Genomic DNA, 24,077 nt, shown 5'->3' on the forward strand with positions numbered 1-24,077 from the left:
CGATGGCCGGGCGTCACTCGGGGAGGAACCAGTCCCGGGGGTGCTCGTCGGCGGTGAGATCGTGCCGCGGTGCCGTCGCCGCGACGTACCGGGCGGCGTTGCCGAGCACCCGGCGGATGTCCGGGTGGTGGTACACCGGGTACTCCTGGTCGCCGGGCGAGAAGTAGAAGACCTTGCCGAGCCCACGGTCGTAGGCGACGCCGGAGCGGAACACCTCACCACCCTCGAAGGTCGACAGGAAGACCTCCTCGTCGGGGCGCGGGATGTCGAAGAACTCCCCGTACATCTCCTGGCGCGGGATGACGATCGGGTGCGGGACGCCCTCGGCGACGGGGTGGGTGGGGGCGACCGTCCAGACGAGTTCGCGCTCGCCGTCGTTCCGCCACTTGAGCGAACACGTGGTCCCCATCAGGCGCTTGAACACCTTCGAGTAGTGCCCGGAGTGGAGCACGACCAGCCCCATCCCGGCGTGCACGTGCCGGACGACGCGCTCGACGACCTCGTCGGCGACCTGCTCGTGGGCGATGTGGCCCCACCAGAAGAGGACGTCGGTGTCGGCGAGGACCTCCTCGGTGAGGCCGTGCGACGGTTCTGCGAGGGTGGCCGTCCGCACCACCGCGTCGGGGCCGAGGTGCTCTCGCAGACCGTCCGCGACGACGACGTGGATGCCGTCGGGGTAGTTCTCCACGACGACCTGGTCGCCGCGGGTCTCGTGCACGAACTCGTTCCACACGGTGGCGTGGATACCGCGCCGGGTCTCGGTGCTCATGCCTGCACCTCCACTTCGTGGCCCGCGGCGGCCGACTCGTAGACGGCGTCGATCACCCGGCTCCGGTGGAGCGCGTACTCGCCGTGGTGCCCGGCGTACCGCGGGCCCGTCGTGCCGGCCGTCCGGCCGGCTCGGACCGTCGCGAGGAACTCCTCGATCACCCGCTGGTGGTGCCCGGCCGGCACGTGGACCGCCGGGCGCGAGACCGTGGGCACGCCCTCGACGTCGGAGTACAGCGTGACGGTGCCGTCGGTCGCGTAGGCGTCCACGTGGAGCTGCGCGCCGCCGACGGAGCCGAGGACCTCGACGTCGATGTCCTCGTGCGCCTTCGAGTAGGACGCCCACGACGCCTCGAGCTGGAGACTCGCGCCAGTGTCGAAGCGGAGCAGGGCGCTCGAGAAGTCCTCCACGTCGAACGCGTGCGACCCGCGCGCGGAGACCGGCCCGCCGCCGATGCTGCCGCCGCGTCCGGCTGCGCCGAGGTGGTTGTACGCCACGGCGGAGACCGTCGTGACCCGCGGCTCGCCCATCAGGTACAGCGCGATGTCGAGGACGTGCGACCCGAGGTCGATCATCGGCCCCCCACCCGCAGCGGCCCGGTTCGTGAACCACGAGGTGATCCCGGGCACCCCGGAGCGACGGACCCAGCTCGCACGGGCGTGGTACATCTCGCCGAGGGCGTCGCTCCGGCCGGGCCCGGTCGGTGCGATGTGGTCGTGCAGGAACTGGACGTCGGCGCGACGACGGTGGTTGTAGGCGACCTCGAGCACGCGGTCAGCGGCCTCGGCGGCGGCCACCATCTCCGCGGCGAGCGCGCCGGTCGTCGCGAGGGGCTTCTCGCAGAACACGTGCTTGCCGCGCTCGAGGGCCGCGACCGCGATCGGGTGGTGCAGCGCGTTCGGCACGCCGATCGACACGACGTCGAGGTCGTCACGCGCCACGAGGTCCTGCCAGTCGGCGTACCTCGACTCGACCCCGCGGGAGTCCGCGAGCTCGGTGAGCCGGTCGGACTCCTGGCCGGCGAGCGCGACCACGCGGGCGCCGGGCAGGGCGGTGAAGGCGTCGAGGTGGGTGGTCCCGGCGAACCCGAGGCCGACCACCCCCACGCGGAGCTCGGCGGTCGGGTCGGTGCTGGCGGTGTTCGGTGGAGTGGTCGTCGTCGACATGCCTCGACGCTACCGAACTCCGGAGTCGATTCGATTCGATTGCCAGGGAGGTTCCACGGAACAGGACGTCGGTCAGCCGCGGGAGTAGCGGACCACGACGCCGGGCGACCACGTCGTGACGTCCGGCTCCTGCTCTGCGAGACCCGGGAGCCCCGCCGCCGAGAGGAGGGTGTCGTCGAGCCGGTCGACGCGGACCGAGCGGAGCGGCCACGGCTCGTGCGCCCGACGCCACCACCGGGCGCGACCGAACCGGGGAGCGTGCACGCCCCAGCGGTCGAGCAGGAACTCCGTCGTCGGGTCCTGCTCCACCACGTCGGTGCCGGGGGTCACGCGGACGAGACTCCCGGGGCCGCCGCCGTACCGTGCCGACCGGTGTGCGACGTCGTCGGGCCGCACGCGGGACCCGGCACGAGCCCAGACGTAGGGCAGGCCGATGGTCCTCGCGGCGAGGACCGCGGGCGCGTGCTGGGTGTCGATCGACCGGTACGCGATCCCGTGTCGTGGCTCCGGCGCGCCCCGGGGCTCGTCTTCCACCGTCGCGATCTGGACGGCGATCTCGGTCATGGTGCCGAAGCGGCCGAGTCGTGGGAGCGGCGGGACGGTGCTGTCCACGAACCGGTAGGCCGAGAGTGTGGCCCATGCGGCGCCGTCGTGTTCGTCGGGCCGTGTCCCCGGCGGGACGAGGTGCCGGGCGAGGGCGGGGTCGATGCGCCAGTGCAGGCCGACCACCTCCCGCCAGTCGTGCTGGGTGACCGGGTGGTACGGCAGCGGCGGGGCGGCGGACATCGTGCCAGTGCTACTCGGTAGAGCCTGCGTGCCCGGGTCCGGGCGGCGAGGGGGCGCGTTCCGCGGGTGCACGCGCCGGACACCCGCTCGGCGGCGACGGGTCCGCGCTAGCGTGTCCGGCATGGACGACCTCGATGAGCACGGCCGGGCGGAACCACCGCTCCACGGCGACGAGTACGCCACCCTCACGGGCTTCCTCGACTACCAGCGCGCGACGTTCGCGTGGAAGACCGCCGGGCTCACCGCCGAGCAGCTCCGGACGACGGTCGGGGTCTCCACGATGACGCTCGGCGGGATGATCAAGCACCTCGCGTACGTCGAGGACGACTGGTTCGGACGGCACCTCCTCGACGCGCCGGTCCCGGAGCCCTGGGCATCGGCGGAGTGGGAGGCCGACCGCGACTGGGAGTGGCACTCCGCCGCCGAGGACTCCCCCGAGGACCTGCTCGAGCTCTGGACGGCCTCCGTCGAACGCGCCCGTGCGATCTCCGACCGCGCGTACGCCGAGAGCGGCCTCGCGCTGCTCGCCGCCCACACGTGGGAGGACGGCGACGCCCCGTCCCTCCGGTGGATCATCACCCACATGATCGAGGAGTACGCCAGGCACAACGGCCACGCGGACCTCCTCCGCGAGGCGGTCGACGGCGAGACGGGCGAGTAGGCCGGCGCGGTACCGGACGCGGACGGGAGGGACGGGGCGGGCCCGCACCGCGCCTCCAGTCCGTCTCGTGGCGGCCCCGCCGCCGCCGCGCGCCCGCCGTCCAGCGGCCCCGCCTACCATCGCTCGAATGCCCGCTCCCCGAGACAGCACTGGCCGCGACGAGTTCATCCGCGTGCGCGGCGCCCGGGAGAACAACCTGCGGGACGTCGACGTGGACGTGCCCCGCGACCGGATCGTCGCGTTCACCGGTGTGTCCGGCTCCGGCAAGTCGAGCCTCGCGTTCGGGACGGTCTTCGCCGAGGCGCAGCGCCGCTTCCTGGAGTCCGTCGCCCCGTACGCCCGCCGTCTCATCGCGCAGGGCTCGACCCCGCACGTCGACTCGATCACGGGGCTCCCGCCGGCCGTCGCGCTGCAGCAGCGGCGGGGTGCCCCGAGCTCCCGGTCGACGGTCGGCACCCTCACGACGCTGTCGAACTCGATGCGCATGCTGTTCTCCCGGGCGGGGACCTACCCCGCCGGCGCGGACCGGCTCGAGTCGGACTCGTTCTCGCCGAACACGGTCGCGGGTGCGTGCCCCCGGTGCCACGGCCTCGGCGTCGCGCACGAGGTGACGGAGGCCTCCGCGGTCCACGACCCGTCGCTGAGCATCCGCGACGGCGCGATCACCGCATGGCCGGGCGCCTGGCAGGGCAAGAACCTCCGCGACGTGACGGCCGGACTCGGGTACGACATCGAACGGCCGTGGCGGGAGCTGCCGCGGGCGGACCGGGACTGGCTCCTCTTCACCGACGAGCAGCCCGTGGTCGAGGTGCACCCGAAACGGGACCGTGTGGCGAAGCCGTACAAGGGACGGTTCTGGAGCGCTCGGCAGTTCGTCATGCACACCCTCGCGGACTCCCAGAGCGAGTCGCAGCGGACCAAGGTGTTGCAGTTCGTCGAGTCCGGACCGTGCTCGCTGTGCGGCGGGACCGGGCTGACCCGGGCCGCGCTCTCCGTGACGATCGCCGGCCACACCATCGCGGAACTGGGCGCACTGCCGCTGAGTGGCCTCGCCGACGTGCTGCGCCCGATCGCCACGCAGACCGGCGCCGGGGCGGCCACGTCGCGCGCCTCCTCCGGCGAGCACACCGAGGTCGCCGTCGCCATCGCGACGGACCTGCTCGCCCGTGTCGAGGTGCTCACCGGACTCGGGCTCGGGTACCTCGGGCTCGACCGTGCCACGCCGACCCTGTCCCCGGGCGAGACGCAGCGGCTCCGCATCGCGACGCAGCTCCGCTCGGGGCTGTTCGGCGTGGTCTACGTGCTCGACGAGCCGAGCGCCGGCCTGCACCCCGCGGACGCCGAACCGCTCGTCGACGTCCTCGAGGACCTCCGGGCCAGCGGCAACAGCGTGTTCGTCGTGGAGCACGACATGAGCATCGTCCGGCGCGCGGACTGGATCGTGGACGTCGGACCCGGTGCGGGTTCCGGGGGCGGCACGGTGCTCTACAGCGGGCCGGTCGAGGGTCTCGCGGACGTGCAGGAGTCGGTCACCCGTCGGTTCCTCCAGCCCGGTCCTGCCGGCGCGACCGACCGGGCCCGCGCGCCGCGCACGCCGATCGGCACGCTCGAGCTCCGCGACGTGACCCGGCACAACCTCCGCGGCCTCGACGTCGACGTGCCGCTCGGGGTCCTCACCGCCGTCACCGGGGTGTCCGGCTCCGGCAAGTCGTCGCTGGTGGGTGGTGTCCTCGCATCGGAGGGCGCCGACCACCCGCTCGTCAGCCGTGTCGTGCAGGTCGACCAGAAGCCGATCGGCCGCACCCCGCGGTCGAACCTGGCGACCTACACGGGGCTCTTCGACGCGGTCCGGTCGACGTTCGCCACGACCGACGACGCCCGGGCGCGCGGCTGGGGTGCCGGACGGTTCTCGTTCAACGTCACCGGAGGCCGGTGCGAGGTGTGCCAGGGCGAAGGGTCCGTGTCCGTCGAGCTGCTGTTCCTGCCCGGCAGTTGGGCACCGTGCCCGGAGTGCCACGGCGCCCGGTACAACGCCGAGACACTCGAGGTCCGGTGGCACGACGCGACCGTGGCCGACGTCCTCGGGATGACGGTGGACGAGGCCGCCCCGTTCCTGGCCGACGTCCCCGCGGCCGCACGGAGCCTCGAGACGCTGCAGCAGGTCGGGCTCGGGTACCTGCGGCTCGGACAGCCGGCCCCGGAGCTGTCCGGTGGGGAGGCGCAGCGCATCAAGCTCGCGACCGAGCTCCAGCGGGCACGGTCAGAACATACGCTCTACCTGCTCGACGAGCCGACGACGGGCCTGCACCCCGCGGACGTGGAACTCCTGACGGAACAGCTCTCGCGGCTCGTCGACGCCGGGAACACCGTCGTGGTCGTCGAGCACGCGATGGACGTCGTCGCCGCAGCGGACCACGTCATCGACATGGGGCCCTCCGGTGGGGTCGACGGCGGACGGGTCGTGGCCGCGGGGACGCCGGCCGAGGTCGCTGCATCGGCGGAGAGCCGCACGGCGCCGTACCTGCGGGCGCAGCTCGGGCGCTGAGGCGGGAACGGCACCGCACCGCGCGATCCATCCGACACACCGCCATCCGGTGCCGTGTGGATCGGGTCGTGTCGTGGCAGCAGCTCAGTCGCCGGTGTCCGACCACCCGGCGGGGTTCGACGCCGTCTCGTACACGTCGTCGAACGGGACGCGCTTCGCGAAGTCGTCCCCGCTGATGCCCGAATGGTGGGCCGCCTCCGCCGCGACGTACAGCAGTTCCTCGCCGTCGTCGTCCACCGCGTCGACGGTGCCCCACGGGAGCGTGTCGTGGGTGTTCGCGTCCTCCCACACGGCGCGGCCCGCGGCCACGGTGTCGGTCCGCACGTACAGGAAGTCGTCGTCGGCCAGCTCCCCGAGCCCCGACGGGTCGTGGTGGTCGTACCAGTCGACGCGGCACTCGTCGTCGAGGGCGTACAGGGCGAGGTCGAGACGGGCCTCGAACGGGACGAGGTCCGCCACGGGTCGGGCCTCGAGTGCGGCGCGGAGTCGGTGGAAGGCCGCGTCGGACTCGGAACCGTGCAGCGTGTCGATGAGCGCCCAGAACTGGTCCTCGGGCATCGCGACCGCCTCCGCCTCCGTGACCTCGCGCGCTGTGATCCGGTCGGACCTCGACGTCGGTGCCGCGGAGGGCACCGCCCCCGCGTGGCCGGGGACGTTCGACCGGCACTGCGCGACGTGCGTCTGCTCCGGCAGCTTGTTGAGGAGCCGAACGGGCTGGGTGCAGCCGCTCAGGGCGACGGCGAGCACCACGGCGGTGGCGACGACGATGGGAGTGCGGACACGGGGCACGGCAGGACTCTAGCGGCGACGGCAGGTCGGCGGCAGCGGGCGCGACCCACGGACGGACGGGAGGCGCGGTGCCAGCTGGCACCGCGCCTCCCGTCCGGAACCGGCTAAGCCGGTCACACGCCCGCTAGAACGCGGCGAGCGCCTCGTTCAGCGTCGCGGACGGGCGCATGACCGCCTCGGTCTTCGCGGCGTCCGGACGGTAGTATCCGCCGATGTCGACCGCCGTGCCCTGCGGCGCGATGAGCTCCTCGGTGATCTGCTGCTCGTGCGACCGGAGCTTGCCCGCGAGGTCGGCGAACAGTGCCGCGAGCTCGGCGTCCTCGGTCTGGGCGGCGATCTCCTCGGCCCAGAACAGCCCGAGGAAGAAGTGGCTCCCACGGTTGTCGATCGAGCCGAGCTTGCGCCCCGGGGACTTGTCCTCGTCGAGGAACCGACCCGTGGCACGGTCGAGCGTGTCCGCGAGGACCTGCGCCCGTGCGTTGCCGGTCGACGTCGCGAGGTGCTCGAAGCTCACCGCGAGGGCCAGGAACTCGCCGAGGCTGTCCCAGCGCAGGTAGTCCTGCTCGACGAGCTGCTGCACGTGCTTCGGAGCCGAACCGCCCGCACCGGTCTCGAACAGGCCGCCGCCGGCGATGAGCGGGACGACGGAGAGCATCTTGGCCGAGGTACCGAGCTCCATGATCGGGAACAGGTCCGTCAGGTAGTCGCGGAGCACGTTGCCCGTGACGGAGATCGTGTCCTCGCCGCGGCGGATGCGCTCGAGCGAGAAGGTGATCGCGTCGACCGGGGACATGATCTCGATCTGCAGACCGTCGGTGTCGTGGTCCTGCAGGTACTTCCGGACGAGGCCGATGAGCGTCGCGTCGTGCGACCGGCTCTCGTCGAGCCAGAACACCGCGGGGGTGTCCGACGCGCGGGCACGGGTCACCGCGAGCTTGACCCAGTCGCGGATCGGGACGTCCTTGGTCTGGCAGGCGCGCCAGATGTCACCCGTCGAGACTTCGTGCTCGAGCAGCGTGTCGCCCGCGCTGTTCACCACGCGGATCGTGCCGTCGCCCGGCGCCTGGAAGGTCTTGTCGTGCGAGCCGTACTCCTCGGCAGCCTGTGCCATGAGGCCGACGTTCGGCACCGAGCCCATGGTCGCCGGGTCGAAGGCGCCGTTCGTCCGGCAGTCGTCGATCGTCGCCTGGTAGATGCCGGCGTAGCTCGAGTCCGGGATGACCGCGAGGGTGTCGTGCTCGTCGCCGTCCGGACCCCACATGTGGCCGGAGGTGCGGATCATCGCGGGCATCGAGGCGTCCACGATGACGTCCGACGGGACGTGCAGGTTCGTGATGCCCTTGTCCGAGTCGACCATGGCCATGTCGGGGCCGTCGGCGATGCGCTGCTCGAACGCCGCGCGGATCTCGGCGCCGTTCGGCAGGGCGTCGAGACCCTGGAGCATCGCGTTCAGCCCGTCGTTCGGGTTCAGGCCCGCTGCGGCGAGGTCGTCGCCGTACTCGGCGAAGACGTCGGCGAAGTACACGCGGATGACGTGGCCGAAGATGATCGGGTCGGAGACCTTCATCATGGTCGCCTTGAGGTGCACGGAGAACAGCACGCCTTCGGCCTCGGCGCGGTCGATCTGCGCCTGGAGGAACGTCTCGAGCGGGCCGACGTGGAGCACCGTGGCGTCCACGACCTCGTTCGCGAGCACCGGCACCGACTGGCGGAGGACCCGGGTCGATCCGTCGGCGCCGACGAACTCGATGGTCAGGGTGTCGTCGGCGGGGAGGACGACGGTCTTCTCGCTCGAGCGGAAGTCGTCGACGCCCATGGTCGCGACGTTCGTCTTGGAGTCCGAGGACCAGGCGCCCATGCGGTGCGGGTGCTTGCGGGCGTAGTTCTTGACCGAGAGCGGTGCGCGGCGGTCGGAGTTGCCCTCGCGGAGCACGGGGTTGACCGCGCTGCCCTTGACCTTGTCGTAGCGGGCGCGGGCGGCCTTCTCGTCGTCGGTCTGCGGGTCGTCCGGGTAGTCGGGGATGTCGTAGCCCTGCGACTGGAGCTCCTTGACGGCGGCCTTCAGCTGCGGGATCGATGCCGAGATGTTCGGCAGCTTGATGATGTTCGCCTCGGGGGTCTTCGCGAGGTCACCGAGTTCGGCGAGGGCGTCCCCGATGCGCTGCTCGTCGGTGAGCCGCTCCGGGAACTGGGCGACGATCCGGCCGGCGAGCGAGATGTCGCGGGTCTCGACGTCGACACCCGCCTTCTTCGCGTAGGCGGCGATGATGGGCAGGAACGAGTAGGTCGCCAGCAGCGGCGCCTCGTCCGTGAGCGTGTAGATGATCTTGGCCATGCCGGCAGGTACTCCCTCGTGTCGCTCGTGCGTTCGGCGCCACGCTACTCGCGTGCCCCGATCTCTCGACATCAAGATACCTCGTCGACCTGATCGATCTGTCACCAAGCGCGGGGAGATCGTCCAGACGACACTCCGATGACTCATAGGAACGACTCCTGTACTGGATCCATCGCACGAGGAGTCGGCCGGGTCACCGGTCGGGACGACCAGGAGGACGCCATGCGCACCAGACGCCGTGACCAGGAGCGTCGCGGTCCGGACGCGTTCGGGTGGACCCCGGAGGACCTGCGGTCGGCCTACGCGGCGGACGGATCGGGACCGTACCGCTACGCACCCGACGGCGCAGGCCCGTTCTCGTACGATCCCGACGGCTCCGGCCCGTGGTTGGTCGGACCGTCGGGGACCTCGGCCGCGGGTGGCTCGGCCTCCGGATGGGCGCCGCGGGTGCGCGGGTCCGGGAACGCACGCCGACGCCTCGGCACGGCCGTCGTCACGGGGACGCTCACCCTCGCGGTGACGATCGGGAGCGTGGGACTCGTCGTCCACGGGCACGGCGTGCACCGCGACGCGGAGACCGTGATCCACATGTCGGAGCAGCTCACCCGCGGATGAGCCGTCGGGACGGCTCACCCGCGGGTGAGCCGTCGGGCTCGTCAGAAGTCGACGTCGCTGCCCATCGTCACGGTCTGGTGCGGCGGGAGCCCGAACCGCGCCGACGGGTTCGCCGCGTTCTGGGCGAGCGCGACGAAGAGCCGTTTGCGCCACCGGACCATCGTCGGCCCTCGGGTCGGACGGAGCGCGCCACGCGACACGAAGTACGACGCGCTGTCGATCGCCGACGGCTCCAGGTGCAGGACGTCGAGCACGCAGGCCGTCCGGAGCGCAGCCGGGATGTTCGGGTCGTCGGAGAACCCGAACTTGATCCGCACGTGCTCGATCCCGTCGTCGGAGTACCCGAGGTCGTCCCAGAGGAACATCCGGCCGCTCGGCACGTGCGGGACGCCCGCGGTGATGATCGACACGATGAGCACCCGCTCGTGCAGCACGTGGTTGTGCTCGACGTTCGCCCGGAGCGCCAGCGGCGTCGTGTCCTTGTTCGGGTGCGGGAACACCGCGACGCCCGCCACGCGGGGGATGTCCTTCGCGCGGACCTTCTGGATGAAGTCCTCGAGCGACCCCTCCTGTTCGGCGCGCTCCTCGGTGACGAGCTGCCGGCCCCGACGCCACGTCGTCATGACCATCACGACGGCGGCGGCGATGAGCAGCGGCACCCACCCGCCGTGGAGGACCTTCGACAGGTTGCCGGCGAGGAACGTGAGCTCCAGCCCGCCGAACGCGATCCCGGCGAGCACGATCTGCCAGATGCGCCAGTGCCACAGCCGGCGCGCGACCAGGAGCAGCAGCAGTGAGTCCACGACGAGCGCCCCCGTGACCGACACGCCGTACGCCGTCGCGAGTCGCGCCGACGACTGGAACGCCAGCATCACCGCGATCACACCGAGGAACAGGAGGGTGTTCACGGCCGGCAGGTAGATCTGCCCGCCTTCCTTCTCGGAGGTCTGTCGGATGTTCAGGGGCGGGAGCAGTCCGAGCTGCACGGCCTGGGCGGAGAGCGAGAACGCCCCGGAGATGACCGCCTGGCTCGCGATGATCGTCGCCGCGGTCGCGAGCACGACCATCGGCAGGCGGCCCCAGTCCGGGATGAGCAGGAAGAACGGGTTCGAGCGTGTGCTCGGGTCGTGCAGGACCAGCGCCGCCTGCCCGAGGTAGTTCAGCGTGAGCGCCGGGAACACGACGAAGAACCACGACCGGCGGATCGGCGTGCGACCGAAGTGCCCGAGGTCGGCGTACAGCGCCTCGGCGCCGGTGATGACGAGCACGACGGCACCCATCGCGACGAACGTGATCCCGGGGTGGTCGACCGTGAACGCGATGGCGTACGTCGGCGACAGGCCCTGCAGGACCTCCGGGTGCGGGATCACCATGCCGAGGCCGGCGATCGCGATCACGACGAACCAGAGCAGCATGACGGGGCCGAACAGCCGGCCGACCCGCGCGGTGCCGAACCGCTGCACCGCGAACAGCCCGGTCAGGATCACCGCGGCGATCGGCACGATGAGGTGACCGATGGACGGGGCGGCGACCTGGAGGCCCTCCACCGCGGACAGCACGCTCACGGCCGGGGTGATGATCGAGTCGCCGTAGAACAGGGCGACCCCGACGATCCCGATCACCAGGAAGATCGTCGCCTGACCGACGCGGTTCGCGTAGAGGCGACGGGCCAGTGCGGCGAGCGCCATCACCCCGCCCTCGCCCTTGTTGTCCGCGCGGAGCAGGATCGCGACGTACTTGATCGACACGATGATGGTGATGCTCCAGAACATCATCGAGATCACACCGTAGACGTCGCCCTGGTTCGGCTTGACCACGCCGTCGTCGATCGTGAACACGGTGCGGAGTGCGTAGAGCGGACTCGTGCCGATGTCCCCGAAGACGACGCCCAGGGCGGCGAGTGCGACACCGACGAGCGCCTTGCCGCGGATGTCCCGCGGGGCGTGCTCCTCGGGGTCATCACCGCCGGCATCGGGCGCGACGGGGCCGCCCGGTGCACCCGTGTCCTCATGGACCCCGGTGTCCGGTTCCGGTCCGGGCTCGGTGTGCTCGGTGGCCGTCGGGCCCGTCGACGTCGTGTCGCTCATCGGAGCAGTTCTACACCGATCGGACGACGTCCACGTGCGAAGTGGCCGTGCACCGCTGCCCGGCGGATCACTGCACCGTCCGGACGACGTAGTGTGCTCGTGTGTCAGACGCAGTTGCAACGGAGCGCACGGTCGCGGCCGGGATCTCGGTGTTCGACCTCTTCTCGATCGGGATCGGTCCGTCGAGCTCGCACACCGTCGGCCCGATGCGCGCCGGCGCCGCGGTCGCGGAGGAGGTGCGGGCGCTCGGCGTCCTCGAGCACGTCGACAACGTCGCGATGCACCTCTACGGGTCGCTCGCGGCGACCGGCAAGGGCCACGGGACGTTCGACGCCGTCGCGATCGGGCTCGAGGGCGCCCTCCCGGAACTGATCGACCCCGTGGCGTACGCCGAGCGCTGCGCCACCCTCGCGCTGCCGGGTGCCGGACTGCGGCTCGACGGGACGCACCCGGTGTCGTTCGACCTCGTCCTGCACCCGCTCACGATCCTCCCGGCGCACACCAACGGCATGCGGTTCGACCTCGTCGACGGTGCGGGCGCGCTGCTCCACACCGCGACCTACTACTCGGTCGGCGGCGGGTTCATCGAGCGGTCGGAGCCGTTCGCGGCACCGGCCGGGGGTGTCGCCGCACCGGGCGGCGTCCGGCCGGCCCCCGCCGATGCCGTCCCGCTGTCGTTCACCTCGGCCGCCGAGCTCCTCACCCACTGCCGCGCCGAGGGTCTGACCTTCGCCGGGGTGATGCTCCGCAACGAGCTCGCCCGACGCACCGAGGGCGAGGTCCGGAGCGGGCTGCTCGACATCGCGCGGGTGATGACCGAGTCGGTCCGCGCCAGCGCGACCCGGACCGGCGAACTCCCCGGCGGCCTGCACGTCCGACGGCGCGCGGCCGGCTGGCTCGACCGGCTGGGCGGCGTGGCCGAGCTCGGCGACGACGCCGAGGGCAGCACCCCGCGCCACGACCCGGCCCGCTGGCAGGACTGGGCGAACTTCGTCGCGCTCGCCGTCAACGAGGAGAACGCGTCCGGCGGCCGGATCGTCACGGCACCCACCAACGGCGCCGCCGGGATCATCCCCGCGGTCCTCCACCATGCCCTGCACTTCGTCCCCGCGATCCGGGATGCCGACCAGGCCGGCCGGGACGACGTCCGCGTGCGGTTCCTGCTCGCCGCGGGTGCCGTCGGACTGCTCTACAAGGTCCGGGCGTCGATCTCCGGTGCCGAGGTCGGTTGCCAGGGCGAGGTCGGCTCGGCCGCGTCGATGGCCGCCGCCGGGCTCGCCGAGGTCTCCGGCGGGACACCCGAGCAGATCGAGAACGCGGCCGAGATCGCGATGGAGCACAACCTCGGGCTCACCTGCGACCCGATCGGCGGGCTCGTGCAGATCCCGTGCATCGAACGGAACGCGATCGCGGCCGCTCGGGCCATCAACGCCGCCCAGATGGCGATGTGGGGCGACGGCGACCACCGGGTCTCGCTCGACCAGGTCATCACCACGATGCGGGACACCGGCCGCGACATGAGCTCGAAGTACAAGGAGACCGCGATGGGCGGTCTCGCGGTGAACGTCCCGGAGTGCTGACCGCGTGCTCCCGGGTCGCGTCGTCGTCCCGTGCGGGTGCGGCGCCCCGACCGCACCTCCGGCACACAGGCGGACATCCGTAGCGTGGAACGTCCATGAACACCGTCAACGCATACGCTGCCCCGTCCGCCACCGAGCCCCTCGTCCCCACCACCATCGAGCGCCGCGACGTCGGCCCCCACGACGTCCTCATCGACATCCGGTACGCCGGCATCTGCCACTCCGACATCCACACCGTCCGCGGTGAGTGGGGCGAGATCGCGTACCCGCAGGTCGTCGGGCACGAGATCGCGGGCTTCGTGACCGAGATCGGGTCGGACGTCTCGAAGCACGCCGTCGGCGACCGCGTCGGGGTCGGCTGCATGGTCAACTCCTGCCGGGAGTGCGTGAACTGCGAGGCCGGCATGGAGAACTACTGCCTGAAGGGCAACACCGGCACCTACGCGGGCATCGACCCCGCTGACGGCACGATCACACAGGGCGGGTACTCCGAGGCCGTCGTCGTGAACGAGGACTTCGTGCTGCGGGTCCCGGAGTCCCTCGACTTCGCGAAGGTCGCACCGCTCCTCTGCGCCGGCATCACCACCTACTCGCCGCTCGCGCACTGGAACGCAGGTCCCGGCACGCAGGTCGCGGTCGTCGGCATGGGCGGGCTCGGGCACCTGGCCGTCAAGATCGCGCACGCCATGGGCGCCGAGGTCACGGTCCTGTCGCAGACCCTCGCCAAGCAGGAGGACGGCCTCCGGCTCGGAGCCGACCACTACCACGCCACGAGCGACGACGCGACCTTCGAGGAGCTCGCGAACCGGTTCGACCTCATCATCAACACGGTCTCGGCAGAGCTCGACATGGCCAGGTACCTGTCACTGCTCGCACTCGACGGCACGCTCGTGAACGTCGGCGCACCGGCCGAACCCCTGCCGATCCCGGTGTTCGCGCTGTTCGGCAACCGCCGTTCGTTCGCGGGGTCCGGCATCGGGAGCATCGCCGAGACCCAGGAGATGCTCGAGTTCTGCGCGGAGCACGGCATCGTCCCGGAGACGGAGCTCATCGACGCCGGCCAGATCAACGAGGCGTACGAGCGCGTCCTGCGGTCCGATGTCCGCTACCGCTTCGTGATCGACGCGAGCACGTTCGCCTGAGCCGCCGGGCGACTCCGCGCTCCGGGTCAGGACTCCCTGCCGGGGCAGGACTCCGTGCCGGGTCAGGACTCCGTGCCGGGTCAGGGCTCCGCGTCGGCCGGGGCACCCCGCATCTCGAGCGCGATCTGCGAGGCGTCCAGGTTCGCCAGCGCGGACTCGAGCACCTCGGCGTCGAACGTCCCCTCGTCGCGGGCGTCGAGCAGCACTGCACGCTGCGCACCGATGACGGCGAGCATGTGGGCCTTGCCCGCCTCGAGCTGCAGCGGCGTGGGCTCGCCCTCGGGACGCTCGGGTGCATCGCCGACGGACTCCACGCCCGTGCGCATGAGCGCGAACAGACGCGTCCGCTCGGCCGACGTCGCCGCCGCCGCCGCGGCGGTGTCGACCGGCGGCGTGATCGCCCGGAGGAGCGGACCGATCGTCCCGCCCTGCACGAGCAGCGACAGGGCGGCCACCGCGAACGCGATGAGCACGAGGAGGGACTTCTGCGGCGTGCCGTCCGGGATCGTCTGTGCCGCGGCGACGGTCACCGCCCCGCGCATGCCGGCCCAGACGACCGCGGTGCCCTCTCGCCACCCGAGCGGCTCACGGACGAAGTACTCGATGTCCGCGACGAGCTGGGTGACCCGCCGGGAGAACCGGTCGAGTTGCCGGTCCGACACGGGCCGCGCCCGCCGGTTGACCTCGTCGAACGCGCCCTTCGCGGTGTCCGGGGACTGCAACCGCGTCTGCATGTCCTGCATCCGGTCGCGCATCCGCTCGCTGCGCCGGCCGTTCGCGGCGAGGACGCCGAGCAAGGGTGCGATGTACGCCGCACGCACCAGGATCGTCAGCACGAGGGCTCCGACGGCGATGAGCACGGCGGACCCGACGCCGGCGTGGTCGCGTTCGACCGACACCACGATCGACCGGATCTGCACACCCATCGTCAGGAACACCGCACCCTCGAGCACCAGCTCCACCGTGCGCCAGTTCTGGACGTCGGACAGCCGGTTCTGCGGTGAGAGGCGCCGTGGTGCCCCGATCCCGGTGACGAGCCCGGCGACCACCGCGGCGACGAGTCCCGACGCGCCGAGGTACCCGGCGGGCACCGATGCGACGAACGGCACGGCGAACGACAGGACCGTGTTCACGGTCGGGTCGGTGACACGGTGCCGGACCGCGAGGTCGACCCACCCGACGACGAGTCCGATCACGATCGCGACGGCCACCGAGTACGCGAACGACCCGATCGCACCCCAGAACGAGAACGACGCGGCCGCCGCGACGACCGCGGTCCGGAGGAGCACCAGCGCGGTCGCGTCGTTGAGGAGGCTCTCGCCGTCGAGCATCGCCACGACGCGGCGCGACACCGAGGTCCGCTTGATGATCGAGGTCGCCACCGCGTCGGTCGGGCTGACGATCGCTCCGAGGGCCACGCCCCACGCGAACCCGAGCCCCGGGATGACGAGCATGAAGAACACGCCGAGCAGCAGCGCGCTCCCGACGACGAGGAGCACGGAGAGACCGCTGATCGCGCCGAACTCGCGTCGGAAGTTCATCGCCGGCATCGAGACCGCCGACGAGTACAGCAACGGTGGCAGGATGCCCGCGAGGATCCACTCCGGATCGATCTCGACCGTGCTGAACACCGGCAGGAAGCTCCCTCCGACGCCGATCGCGACGAGCACGAGCGGCGAGGCGATGCCGAGGCGGGGACCGAGCACGGTCGCGGCGGCGATCACCACGAACCCGGTCACGACGACGACGAGGAGTTCGGTCATGGGTCAACCCTGCCAGTGCTCCGCGCGATCCGGAGGCGACGATCATCCGCGTGCGTCGATGCACATCCGCGAGTGGTACGACTCATGGGTGATCTCCGTGCTCTACACCAGCGTCGCGACGCACCCGTTCTCCGACGTCGACCTCGCCCGGCTCCTCGGCGAGGCCAAACTCCGCAACGATGCACTCGGGGTCAGCGGGATCCTGGTCGCCCGTGGCGGACGGTTCATGCAGCTCCTCGAGGGGCCGGAGTTCAGCGTGTCCGACCGCCTGAACGTGATCCGGCGGGACGACCGGCACCACGACTTCGAGGTGCTCATCGAGGAGCAGATCAGCACCCGACGCTTCGACGGGTGGGAGATGGCGTACAAGCCGCTCGACGACGCGTCGGTGCGGGACGTCCCCGGGTTCAGTACGTTCCTCGCCGACGAGACCGGCTTCGCGCCGTCGTTCGACCACACCGATGCCGCGTGGTTGCTCGACTGGTTCCGGAGCGAGACCCCGCTGCCGCGACCGTAGTCGGCCCGTCGGCCCGTCGGCCCGTCGGATGCAGGAACCCGCAGTCCGAGTGCTGGTGGACGCCGGTTCTGTGCATCCTCGGACGGGACCGGGCCGAGTCGCGGACGGGAGGCGCGGTGCCGGCCCGCCCCGCTCCTCCCGTCCGACTGGCGGATCAGCCGGGCAGCAGCGCGCGCACCTGCTCGGCGACCAGCTCGGGCCGCGCGATGAACGGGTGGTGCCCGGTCGGGAGGTCGACGGAGCGCGTCGCACGCGCCGCGTGGAACCGCTGCAGCTCGACGGACGTGCTCCGGTCCTCGGTGCAGACCAGGAAGGTCGAGTCGACACCCTGCCATCCGGCCGCCGTCGTCTCGGTCCCGAACGCGGCGAGCGCCTGTGCGGTGACCCGGTCCCAGGCCTCGCCGGCGACGGACTCCGGGACGTCCTGCAGGAACCGCGCCCGGAACGACGTCGCGTCGAGGCCCGCGACACTGATCGTGCCGTCGTTGTTCGGCGCGACCTGGACGGGATCGGGCTCGCCGCTCATGATCGACCCCTGCGACGCCCCGACGTCCGGCAGGTACGAGCTGATGAGCAGCAGGTGTCGGACGGCCGGATGCGTCCCGGCCTCGGCGATCACCGTCCCGCCGTACGAGTGTCCGACGACGATCGCGCCCTCGGCGGGGTCCACCTCGTCGAGGGCACGGCGGAGCGCGGCGGCGTCGGCGCGGAGTCCGCCGCCGATCTCGTCCGGGGTGCCCTCACCGCACGACGGCACGCGCAGTGCCCGGCTCGCGATGCCGTCCCCGACGAGCAGGTCGGCGGTGGGCTGCCACCACCATGCGCCGTCGCGCACCAGGGCGCCGTGTACGAAGAGCAGGTCCATGAGGGCAGGGTACGCACTGCGGGGCCGTCAGGAGCGGAGCACCCGCACCGACCCCGCGATGACGGTGGCGTCCTCGGCGAGCGCGACGGCCGCGTCCGGAGCACCGGTGACCCCGCCGACCGCCTTGCGCGCCAGGTACCCGGCGAAGCTGCCGAGGAGCGCGCCGACACCGCCGAGGATCGCGCTCTCGAGCGCGCGGTTCTTCGGACCCGTCGTCCCGATCGCCAGACCGACGAGGGCGCCCGTCCCGATCCGCCCGACGAGTCCACCGGGGCTGATCCGGGCCGGGGTCTTCGGCAGCTTGTCCCCGACGAGCTCCCCGATCGCCGCCGCGACGAGCACGCCTCGGCCGATCGGCGAGCGGAACATCGCCCACTGCTGCCACGAGCCCGCGAGCGCGGGGTCGTCGTGGTGGAACGCGAGGGCGGCGAGCGGGGTGGCGGCGCGTCCTCCGGTGAAGGCTCCGAGGAGCAGGGAGCGGACCGCGGTGTGCTTGTTCGACATGCGAGCGACGCTACGCGCGGCACCCCGGAACCGGCTCGGGACGGCGGCGTCCGATCCGCGGTCTGCCGGGCCCGGGTGCCGGACGGGAGGCACGGGGCGGGGCCGACCCGTCCCTCCCGTCCGTCAGGTGGTCGTGACCATCGCGTCGATCGCCCGCATCGCCGTCGCGAAGATCGTGAGCACCGGGTTCACCCCGCCGTTCGTGACGTGCACCGAGCCGTCGACGATCCGCAGGTTGTCGTGTCCCCAGACGCGTCCGAACGGGTCGACGACCGACGTCCGTGGGTCCGCGCCCATCCGGAGCGTCCCCGCCTGGTGTTGGCCGGCGCTCACCCCGGTCAGCGGGCCGACCATCTCGGCCACCCGGACCGCCCCGGCGGCGCGGAGCCAGTCGGCGCTCCGAGCGCTCGTGTGGTCGCGGGCCCGGACGTCCTCCGGATGGGCGCCACCGCTCAGCCGGGCGACCGGGATGCCGTACCGGTCGGTCACGCGCGGGTCGACGCGGACGCGCGAGTCGGCAGCGGTGACCTCCTGGATCGGACCCATCAGCCGTGTGCTCCGCCGGACGAGGTCCCGCATGCCGCGCTTGCTCTCGATCCCGGAGCGGGGGAGCAACCCGAGGCCGGTGAGGGAGGCGTAGGTGTTCGACGGGGTGGCGACGAACTCGTCCGCGATGATCCCGCCCGCGACGACGCCCGGGACGCCGTGCCGGAAGTCCGTCGTCGCGATCGAGGGCCCCGGTCCGATGCCGTCCTCCACCACGTCGTCGAAGACACCCACCGCGCCGCCGTACCGGTGTCCCTGCAGGTGCCGGCCGACCAGGTCGGTGTCGTTCCCGATGCCGTTCGGCTCCCGGTCGCTCGGACTGTTGAGGAGCAGCCGCGCGGACTCGACGGCGCCGGCGGAGACGACGACCTCGGCGGCGTCGACGTCCGCGTGCCAGTCGCGGCCGTCCACCGTGCCGACGAGCGCGACCCCGATCACCCGTCCCGCTGCGTCCGTCCGGAGCCGCGATGCCCGGGTCCTGAGGACGATCGAGGCGTTCCCGGTCGCGAACGCCCGCGGGAGCATCGTGTTCTGGCTGCCGTTCTTGGCGTCGACCGGGCAGGCGAACCCCACGCACATCCCGCAGTGCTCGCATGCCGTTCGCCCGAGGTAGGGGACGGAGTTCACGAGGAGCGGGACGTGCACCGTCGACCAGCCGAGCTCCCGCGCGGCGCGGGCGAGACGGTCGCGCCGCGGGCCCGCAGCGACCGGGGGCATCGGCAGCGGACGGGCGCGGGGGCCGGCCCAGGTGCCGTTGCCGTCGTCGCCGCCGCCGCTCACGCCGAGCTCCGTCTCCGCTCGGTCGTACCAGGGGGCGAGGTCCTCGTAGCGGATCGGCCAGTCGGCGAGGCTGCTGCCGTCCGGGACGCCGTGGTCGGTCGCCATCGTGAAGTCGCGCGGGGCGAACCGCCACGCCTGCGCGCCGTACACGCGGGTCCCGCCACCCGCCGTGACCGCGTTGTTGTTCCAGGCCCCGTCCGACGGCCGGACGATGCGGTCGCCGTCGGCGTCGGACACCACCCGGGGGTTGCCGAGGTCCACCGGCCCGGAACGGGGTGCGATCCCCCAGGTGGACCGCGGGTTCCGGATGTGGTCGTGGGCGAGTTCGTCGGTGACGGGCCAGGAGCCCGCCTCGACGACGAGCACACGTCGGCCGGACTCGGCGAGCCCGCACGCCGCGACACCGCCGCCGGCCCCCGAGCCGATGACGATCGCGTCGTAGCGGGGGGCGAGGTCGGCCGGGTGCGTGACGACCGGACGCGCCGTGGGCACCGGGACGGGGACGCTCCAGCCGTCGGGGGGACCGGGCCGCCACCCGACCATGTCCCACGAGCGCTCGCCGCGGTTGCCGCCGTTCCGCTCGTCGGCGTAGTAGCCGGCGGCCACGATGCCGGTGAACCAGTCGCGGTCCGTCTCGGGTCGGGCCGGCGCCGGCCCGGCGGGCCGGTCCTGCGTCGGCTCCGCGGCCTCGGCCGGCGTCGGCGTCGTGACCTCGTCCTGCGTCGGCGCCGCGGGGTCGGGCTGGTCCGCCTCGAGGACCCGTCGTACGCGCTCGAGCCAGTCGGGACGGTCCGTGAGCACCCGCGCGAGGAAGTCGAGCCCGCCCGCCTCCGACGCGGAGGGATGCTCGTCGGCCGGGACCACCCGGTCCATCAGCGATCTGAGGCGGTCCGCATGGTCGCGGACGAACACACGGACGGCGCCCGGGACCGCGTCGTCGGACCGGGGGGCCGCGTCGTCGGAGCGGGGGACCGCGTCGTCGGCCACGGTCAGACCACGACGGAGCCGAGCACCCGGTGTGCGATCGAGATCGACGCACCGGACACCACCGACCGCGGCGAGGACAGGAACGCCACGAGGTCGGCGATCTGCGCGGGGCTCGACTCCCCGCCGGCGCCGGGCTGCACGACCGCGGACGGTGTGTCGGTCACGGTGCCCGGGTTCACCACGTTCACGGTCACGCCCGTCCCGGCGAGCTCGTCGGCGAGGTTCTTCGCGATGACGTTCACCGCGGCGTTCCGGAGCGATGCCGTGATGTTCCCGGACAGGTAGGCGTTCTGCCCGCTGATCACGACGACCCTGCCGGACCCGCGGTCGCGCTGCCCGGGGAGGACGGCGTTCGCGACCCGGAGGAACCCGAGCGCCTTGCCGTCGATCGCCTGCATGACCTGGTCGGGGTCGGACCTCCGCGCGGGGTCGAGGGTGCCGGCACTCGGGGCAGCCGTGACGACCAGCACGTCGATGCCCCCGTGCGCGGCGACCACCTGGGCGATCCCGGCGTCGACCGAGGCCTGGTCGGCGGTGTCCATCGTCACGGCGGTGTCGTCGACGCCCGCGGCGCTCCGGGAGGCGATGACGACGGTGGCTCCCTCCGCGCGGAGTCGGTCGGCGACGGCGGCGCCGATGTAGCCTGCCCCGCCGACGACGAGCGCGACACGGCCGTTCAGTTCGAGATCCATGCCCCCGACGCTATTCCGGCTGCCGGACACGTGCTCGCCCGACCGCCGAGCGTGCATCATCGCCCGGTCGTCGGCGGTCGGACGCGGCGGAACTGCACGCTCGCGGCGCGGACGGGAGGCGCGGGGCGGACGATCCGCGCGCCTCCCGTCCGTCAGGCAGTCGCGTCAGACCGCGATGGTCTCGCCGTCGGCGAGGGTCACGAGCTCGATGCCGGTCAACTGCTCGGCGAAGCGTGCGGAGGAGGCACGGCCGGCATCGCTCAGCATCAGGTCGTGGATCTGCACGGCACGGGTCGGCGCGACCGCACGGATGAAGTCGACGAGCGCCGCGAGCCCCGACCACGGACCCGAGGTCGGCACGAGGAGCGTCTCGACCGCCGTCGACGGCACGAGGTAGGCGTCCCCGGGGTGGTACACGTTCCCGTCGACGACGTACCCGACGTTCACGATCACCGGGATGTCGGGGTGGATGACCGCGTGCTGTCCGCCGACGACCTCGACCGCGAAGCCGGACGCCTGGAACGTGTCACCCGGTGAGACGGTGGTCACACGGCCGTCGTGCGCGCCGAGCTCGTCGGTGACGCTCGCCGGCGCCCACACGCGCAGTCCGGGCTGGGTATCGAGGGCGGCTGCGAGGACCCCCGCGTCGAAGTGGTCGGGGTGGGCGTGGGTGACGAGCACGGCGGTCGTCCCCGCGACGAGGTCCGCCGAGTTCGGGGTGTAGGCACCGGGATCGATGACGAGCGAGCGGTCGCCGTCGGTGAGCACGACGGTCGCGTGGGTGTACTTGGTGAGGTCCATGTGGCAACTGTACAGTCTGCCTGTATTCTTCGTCCATGGACCCCGATGACCGGCAGCGTGCCTTCACCCTCGACGACGCCGACGAGCTCCGCAGGGCGATCGGCGGGAGCGTGCGTGCGATCCGGCGCTCCGAGACGGCACCGGCCGGGCAGATCGAGGTCCTCGGGTTCCTCGCGCGCGACGGTGTGCACAGCATCGCCGCCCTCGCTCGGCTGCGACGCGTGCGACACCAGACGATGAGTGCGGCGGTCGCGGAGCTCGAACGGCAGGGTCTCGTGACGCGGGCCGCCGACCCCGGCGACGCCCGCGGCGTGCTCGTCTCGCTCACCGCGGCCGGAGCGGCGACGATCGCACGGTCCCGGCTGGAACGGTCCGCGCGCATGCTCGCCGCCGCCGAGCGAGCGCTCGACCCGTCCGAGCGGGCGGTGCTCGTCGAGGCAGCGGCGGCGCTCGACAAGCTGGCGGCGGCGCTCCTCGAGGACGAGGCGGGCTGACCCAGGCCGATGCCGGACCAATCCGTCCGGGGCTCGGCGGCGAATACATCACAACCGAGGCAAACGCCTCGCACTGACGGATCAGCAACGGCTCCCACACGGTGGGAAGCCCTGCACGGCGCCCTTGTCCGGGCGCATTCCGTCGTGTCCACAGCACGGGAAAGCTCGTCATCATGCGCAAGTTCACCAAGACCACCGTCAGCATCGCCGCCGCAGCAGCGATCATCGCCGGTGGTGCCGGGTTCGGCCTCACCGCCGCGAACGCCGCTCCGGCCCACTACGCCGCCGCGTCCTCCTCGAAGATCCCGGCGCCCGTCGCCTCGGTCCCCGATGTCCTCGGCGGCAACACCGCCGTCGCACTCGACTCAGGCTTCACCGGCGCGCTCAAGACCCTCGGCCTGACCCCGGGCGTCACCGGCTCGGCGACGCTGACGGACGGCTCGGTGCACTTCCCGATCACCGCCGGTGCCGTCACGTACTGGTCCCCGACGGGCTCCTACCGCCCGTACGTCCAGGGCATCCTGGCGCACGAGGGCTCCGGCCTCTCCCTGACGGCCGGTTCGACGACCGTCACCCTGTCGAACTTCACCGTCAACCCGGGCAGCAGCAAGCTGTACGGCGACGTTTCCGTCAACGGCGGCACCCCGATCACCCAGGCGTACCTGTTCTCGCTCCACGGTGGGACGCTCAAGCCCCTCCAGCTCCAGGGCGACGACGCGATCCTGACCGGCACCACCGTGCACGTGTCCTCCGACGCTGCGGCGCTGCTGAACAAGACCTTCAGCACCGACGCCGTCAAGCCGGGGCTCCTGGTGGGCGTCGCCACCATCACTGCTCAGATCAAGTAAGCGACGCAGCGCTCTCCCGACCGCTCCCCCAGCGGGAGCGGCCTCGCACCACGAGGCAGTCACACAGCGAACGGCCCGCCGGCATCCGGCGGGCCGTTCGTCGTAGCGCTCAGGCGGCGGGCGTGGCCGCGTCGCGGTTCGCCTCGAGGATCACCCGGAGCGCCTGCAGGCCGTCCCGGGCGCGGGTCTTCGCGGTGGCGACCTTGACGCCGAGGAGCTGCGCGGTCTCCACCCCGCTGAGGTCGCGCAGGTAGCGGAGCATCACGGCCTCGCGCTGCAACGGCGTCAGCTGCAGCAGTGCGTCACGGAGCTCCTCGACGTCGTCCATCGCGTCGAACCGGTCGCTCGCGCTGTGGTCGACGTCCTCGTGGTCGCGGATGCCCACCCGACGATCCCGGTTCGCCGCAGCCTGCGCCGAACGGATCCGGTCGACGGCCCGCCCGTGCGCCACGCGGTGCAACCACGTGGAGACCTTCGCCCGCGACGGGTCGAAGCGCGCGGCGTTCTCCCAGACGTGCAGGAACACCTCCTGCAGGACCTCCTCCGACTGGGCGTGGTCGACGAGGCGCCGTTGCACGTACGCGAGCAGCTGCCGGGACATCCGCCGGTACAGCTCGGCGAACGCGAGTCGGTCCCCGTCGCGGATGCCGGCGAGGAGCGCCTCGTCGGACTCTGTCGACCAGACTCGACGCGGAGCGGGACGTACGGCCATGGGGAACTCCACGTGGGATCCGAGATCGGCGCGAGAGACGTCGCACCGGGGGACTCTCACTGTAGGCACCGGATCGGATCGGGGTTGCCCCCA

General features: G+C 72.2%; 21 protein-coding genes. 8 read left to right on the forward strand and 13 right to left on the reverse strand.

The window, feature by feature from the left end:
- Window positions 1-13: 13 nt before the first annotated feature.
- The 3 genes from ACO0E0_RS14355 to ACO0E0_RS14365 all read right to left on the reverse strand — a co-directional run bounded on the left by ACO0E0_RS14355 (window position 14) and on the right by ACO0E0_RS14365 (window position 2,721).
- The gene (locus ACO0E0_RS14355; protein WP_422872126.1) at window positions 14-769 is read right to left on the reverse strand and encodes a ThuA domain-containing protein; all 756 of its coding nucleotides are present in this window, start codon (window positions 767-769) and stop codon (window positions 14-16) included.
- Window positions 766-1,935, reverse strand: coding sequence for a Gfo/Idh/MocA family protein (locus tag ACO0E0_RS14360; protein WP_422872127.1), 1,170 nt, complete (start codon window positions 1,933-1,935; stop codon window positions 766-768). Before ACO0E0_RS14360 ends, ACO0E0_RS14355 begins: the two co-directional genes overlap by 4 nt.
- 72 nt (window positions 1,936-2,007) lie before the next feature.
- The gene (locus ACO0E0_RS14365; protein WP_422872128.1) at window positions 2,008-2,721 is read right to left on the reverse strand and encodes a YqjF family protein; all 714 of its coding nucleotides are present in this window, start codon (window positions 2,719-2,721) and stop codon (window positions 2,008-2,010) included.
- A gap of 121 nt (window positions 2,722-2,842) precedes the next feature.
- Between ACO0E0_RS14365 and ACO0E0_RS14370 the strand changes: the two genes are divergently transcribed.
- Both ACO0E0_RS14370 and ACO0E0_RS14375 read left to right on the forward strand, forming a co-directional pair.
- A complete protein-coding gene (locus tag ACO0E0_RS14370; protein ID WP_422872129.1) occupies window positions 2,843-3,382 on the forward strand; it encodes a DinB family protein in 540 nt (179 codons plus the stop codon).
- Window positions 3,383-3,509: 127 nt separating this feature from the next.
- A complete protein-coding gene (locus ACO0E0_RS14375; RefSeq protein ID WP_422872130.1) occupies window positions 3,510-5,927 on the forward strand; it encodes an excinuclease ABC subunit UvrA in 2,418 nt (805 codons plus the stop codon).
- An 84-nt stretch (window positions 5,928-6,011) separates the two neighbouring features.
- Here ACO0E0_RS14375 and ACO0E0_RS14380 read toward each other — a convergent pair whose 3' ends face one another.
- Window positions 6,012-6,716 carry a DUF4240 domain-containing protein gene (locus tag ACO0E0_RS14380; protein ID WP_422872131.1) on the reverse strand — a complete coding sequence of 235 codons (705 nt, stop codon included), beginning with the start codon at window positions 6,714-6,716 and terminating at the stop codon, window positions 6,012-6,014.
- Between the two features lie 124 nt (window positions 6,717-6,840).
- Window positions 6,841-9,051: an NADP-dependent isocitrate dehydrogenase gene (locus tag ACO0E0_RS14385; RefSeq protein WP_422872132.1), complete on the reverse strand. Its 2,211-nt coding sequence runs from the start codon at window positions 9,049-9,051 to the stop codon at window positions 6,841-6,843.
- 222 nt (window positions 9,052-9,273) lie between these two features.
- On the opposite strand from ACO0E0_RS14385, the gene ACO0E0_RS14390 reads away from it, so the two are divergent.
- Complete coding sequence (locus tag ACO0E0_RS14390) at window positions 9,274-9,666, forward strand: hypothetical protein (protein WP_422872133.1); 393 nt, start codon at window positions 9,274-9,276, stop codon at window positions 9,664-9,666.
- A gap of 41 nt (window positions 9,667-9,707) precedes the next feature.
- Here the strand turns inward: ACO0E0_RS14390 and ACO0E0_RS14395 are convergent, their stop codons facing one another.
- The gene (locus ACO0E0_RS14395; protein WP_422872134.1) at window positions 9,708-11,753 is read right to left on the reverse strand and encodes a potassium transporter Kup; all 2,046 of its coding nucleotides are present in this window, start codon (window positions 11,751-11,753) and stop codon (window positions 9,708-9,710) included.
- Window positions 11,754-11,854: 101 nt separating this feature from the next.
- Here ACO0E0_RS14395 and ACO0E0_RS14400 point away from each other — a divergent pair, with 101 nt between their 5' ends.
- The gene (locus ACO0E0_RS14400; RefSeq protein WP_422872135.1) at window positions 11,855-13,333 is read left to right on the forward strand and encodes an L-serine ammonia-lyase; all 1,479 of its coding nucleotides are present in this window, start codon (window positions 11,855-11,857) and stop codon (window positions 13,331-13,333) included.
- 95 nt (window positions 13,334-13,428) lie between these two features.
- On the forward strand, window positions 13,429-14,475 hold the full coding sequence (locus ACO0E0_RS14405) for an NAD(P)-dependent alcohol dehydrogenase (RefSeq protein ID WP_422872136.1): 1,047 nt from the start codon (window positions 13,429-13,431) through the stop codon (window positions 14,473-14,475).
- A gap of 80 nt (window positions 14,476-14,555) precedes the next feature.
- Here the strand turns inward: ACO0E0_RS14405 and ACO0E0_RS14410 are convergent, their stop codons facing one another.
- Complete coding sequence (locus ACO0E0_RS14410; protein ID WP_422872137.1) at window positions 14,556-16,238, reverse strand: cation:proton antiporter; 1,683 nt, start codon at window positions 16,236-16,238, stop codon at window positions 14,556-14,558.
- Between the two features lie 58 nt (window positions 16,239-16,296).
- Between ACO0E0_RS14410 and ACO0E0_RS14415 the strand changes: the two genes are divergently transcribed.
- Window positions 16,297-16,755, forward strand: coding sequence for a BLUF domain-containing protein (locus ACO0E0_RS14415; RefSeq protein WP_422872138.1), 459 nt, complete (start codon window positions 16,297-16,299; stop codon window positions 16,753-16,755).
- Between the two features lie 154 nt (window positions 16,756-16,909).
- On the opposite strand, the gene ACO0E0_RS14420 is transcribed toward ACO0E0_RS14415, so the two are convergent.
- The 5 genes from ACO0E0_RS14420 to ACO0E0_RS14440 form a co-directional block, all read right to left on the reverse strand.
- Window positions 16,910-17,620 (reverse strand): alpha/beta hydrolase, encoded by a 711-nt coding sequence (locus tag ACO0E0_RS14420; RefSeq protein WP_422872139.1) that lies wholly within the window; start codon window positions 17,618-17,620, stop codon window positions 16,910-16,912.
- 27 nt (window positions 17,621-17,647) lie between these two features.
- Window positions 17,648-18,124, reverse strand: a complete 477-nt coding sequence (locus ACO0E0_RS14425) for a DUF4126 family protein (RefSeq protein WP_422872140.1) — start codon at window positions 18,122-18,124, stop codon at window positions 17,648-17,650.
- Window positions 18,125-18,247: 123 nt separating this feature from the next.
- The gene (locus ACO0E0_RS14430) at window positions 18,248-20,437 is read right to left on the reverse strand and encodes a GMC oxidoreductase (protein ID WP_422872141.1); all 2,190 of its coding nucleotides are present in this window, start codon (window positions 20,435-20,437) and stop codon (window positions 18,248-18,250) included.
- A 2-nt stretch (window positions 20,438-20,439) separates the two neighbouring features.
- Window positions 20,440-21,129, reverse strand: coding sequence for an SDR family NAD(P)-dependent oxidoreductase (locus ACO0E0_RS14435; RefSeq protein ID WP_422872142.1), 690 nt, complete (start codon window positions 21,127-21,129; stop codon window positions 20,440-20,442).
- 165 nt (window positions 21,130-21,294) lie between these two features.
- Window positions 21,295-21,930 carry an MBL fold metallo-hydrolase gene (locus ACO0E0_RS14440; protein ID WP_422872143.1) on the reverse strand — a complete coding sequence of 212 codons (636 nt, stop codon included), beginning with the start codon at window positions 21,928-21,930 and terminating at the stop codon, window positions 21,295-21,297.
- A gap of 35 nt (window positions 21,931-21,965) precedes the next feature.
- Here ACO0E0_RS14440 and ACO0E0_RS14445 point away from each other — a divergent pair, with 35 nt between their 5' ends.
- Window positions 21,966-22,424, forward strand: a complete 459-nt coding sequence (locus ACO0E0_RS14445) for a MarR family winged helix-turn-helix transcriptional regulator (protein ID WP_422872144.1) — start codon at window positions 21,966-21,968, stop codon at window positions 22,422-22,424.
- Window positions 22,425-22,597: 173 nt separating this feature from the next.
- Window positions 22,598-23,272, forward strand: coding sequence for a hypothetical protein (locus ACO0E0_RS14450; protein ID WP_422872145.1), 675 nt, complete (start codon window positions 22,598-22,600; stop codon window positions 23,270-23,272).
- 109 nt (window positions 23,273-23,381) lie between these two features.
- Here the strand turns inward: ACO0E0_RS14450 and ACO0E0_RS14455 are convergent, their stop codons facing one another.
- Complete coding sequence (locus tag ACO0E0_RS14455; RefSeq protein WP_422872146.1) at window positions 23,382-23,984, reverse strand: sigma-70 family RNA polymerase sigma factor; 603 nt, start codon at window positions 23,982-23,984, stop codon at window positions 23,382-23,384.
- Window positions 23,985-24,077 lie beyond the last annotated feature (93 nt).

Origin of the sequence: Curtobacterium phyllosphaerae (assembly GCF_049341865.1) — a bacterium.
Taxonomy (GTDB): domain Bacteria; phylum Actinomycetota; class Actinomycetes; order Actinomycetales; family Microbacteriaceae; genus Curtobacterium; species Curtobacterium phyllosphaerae.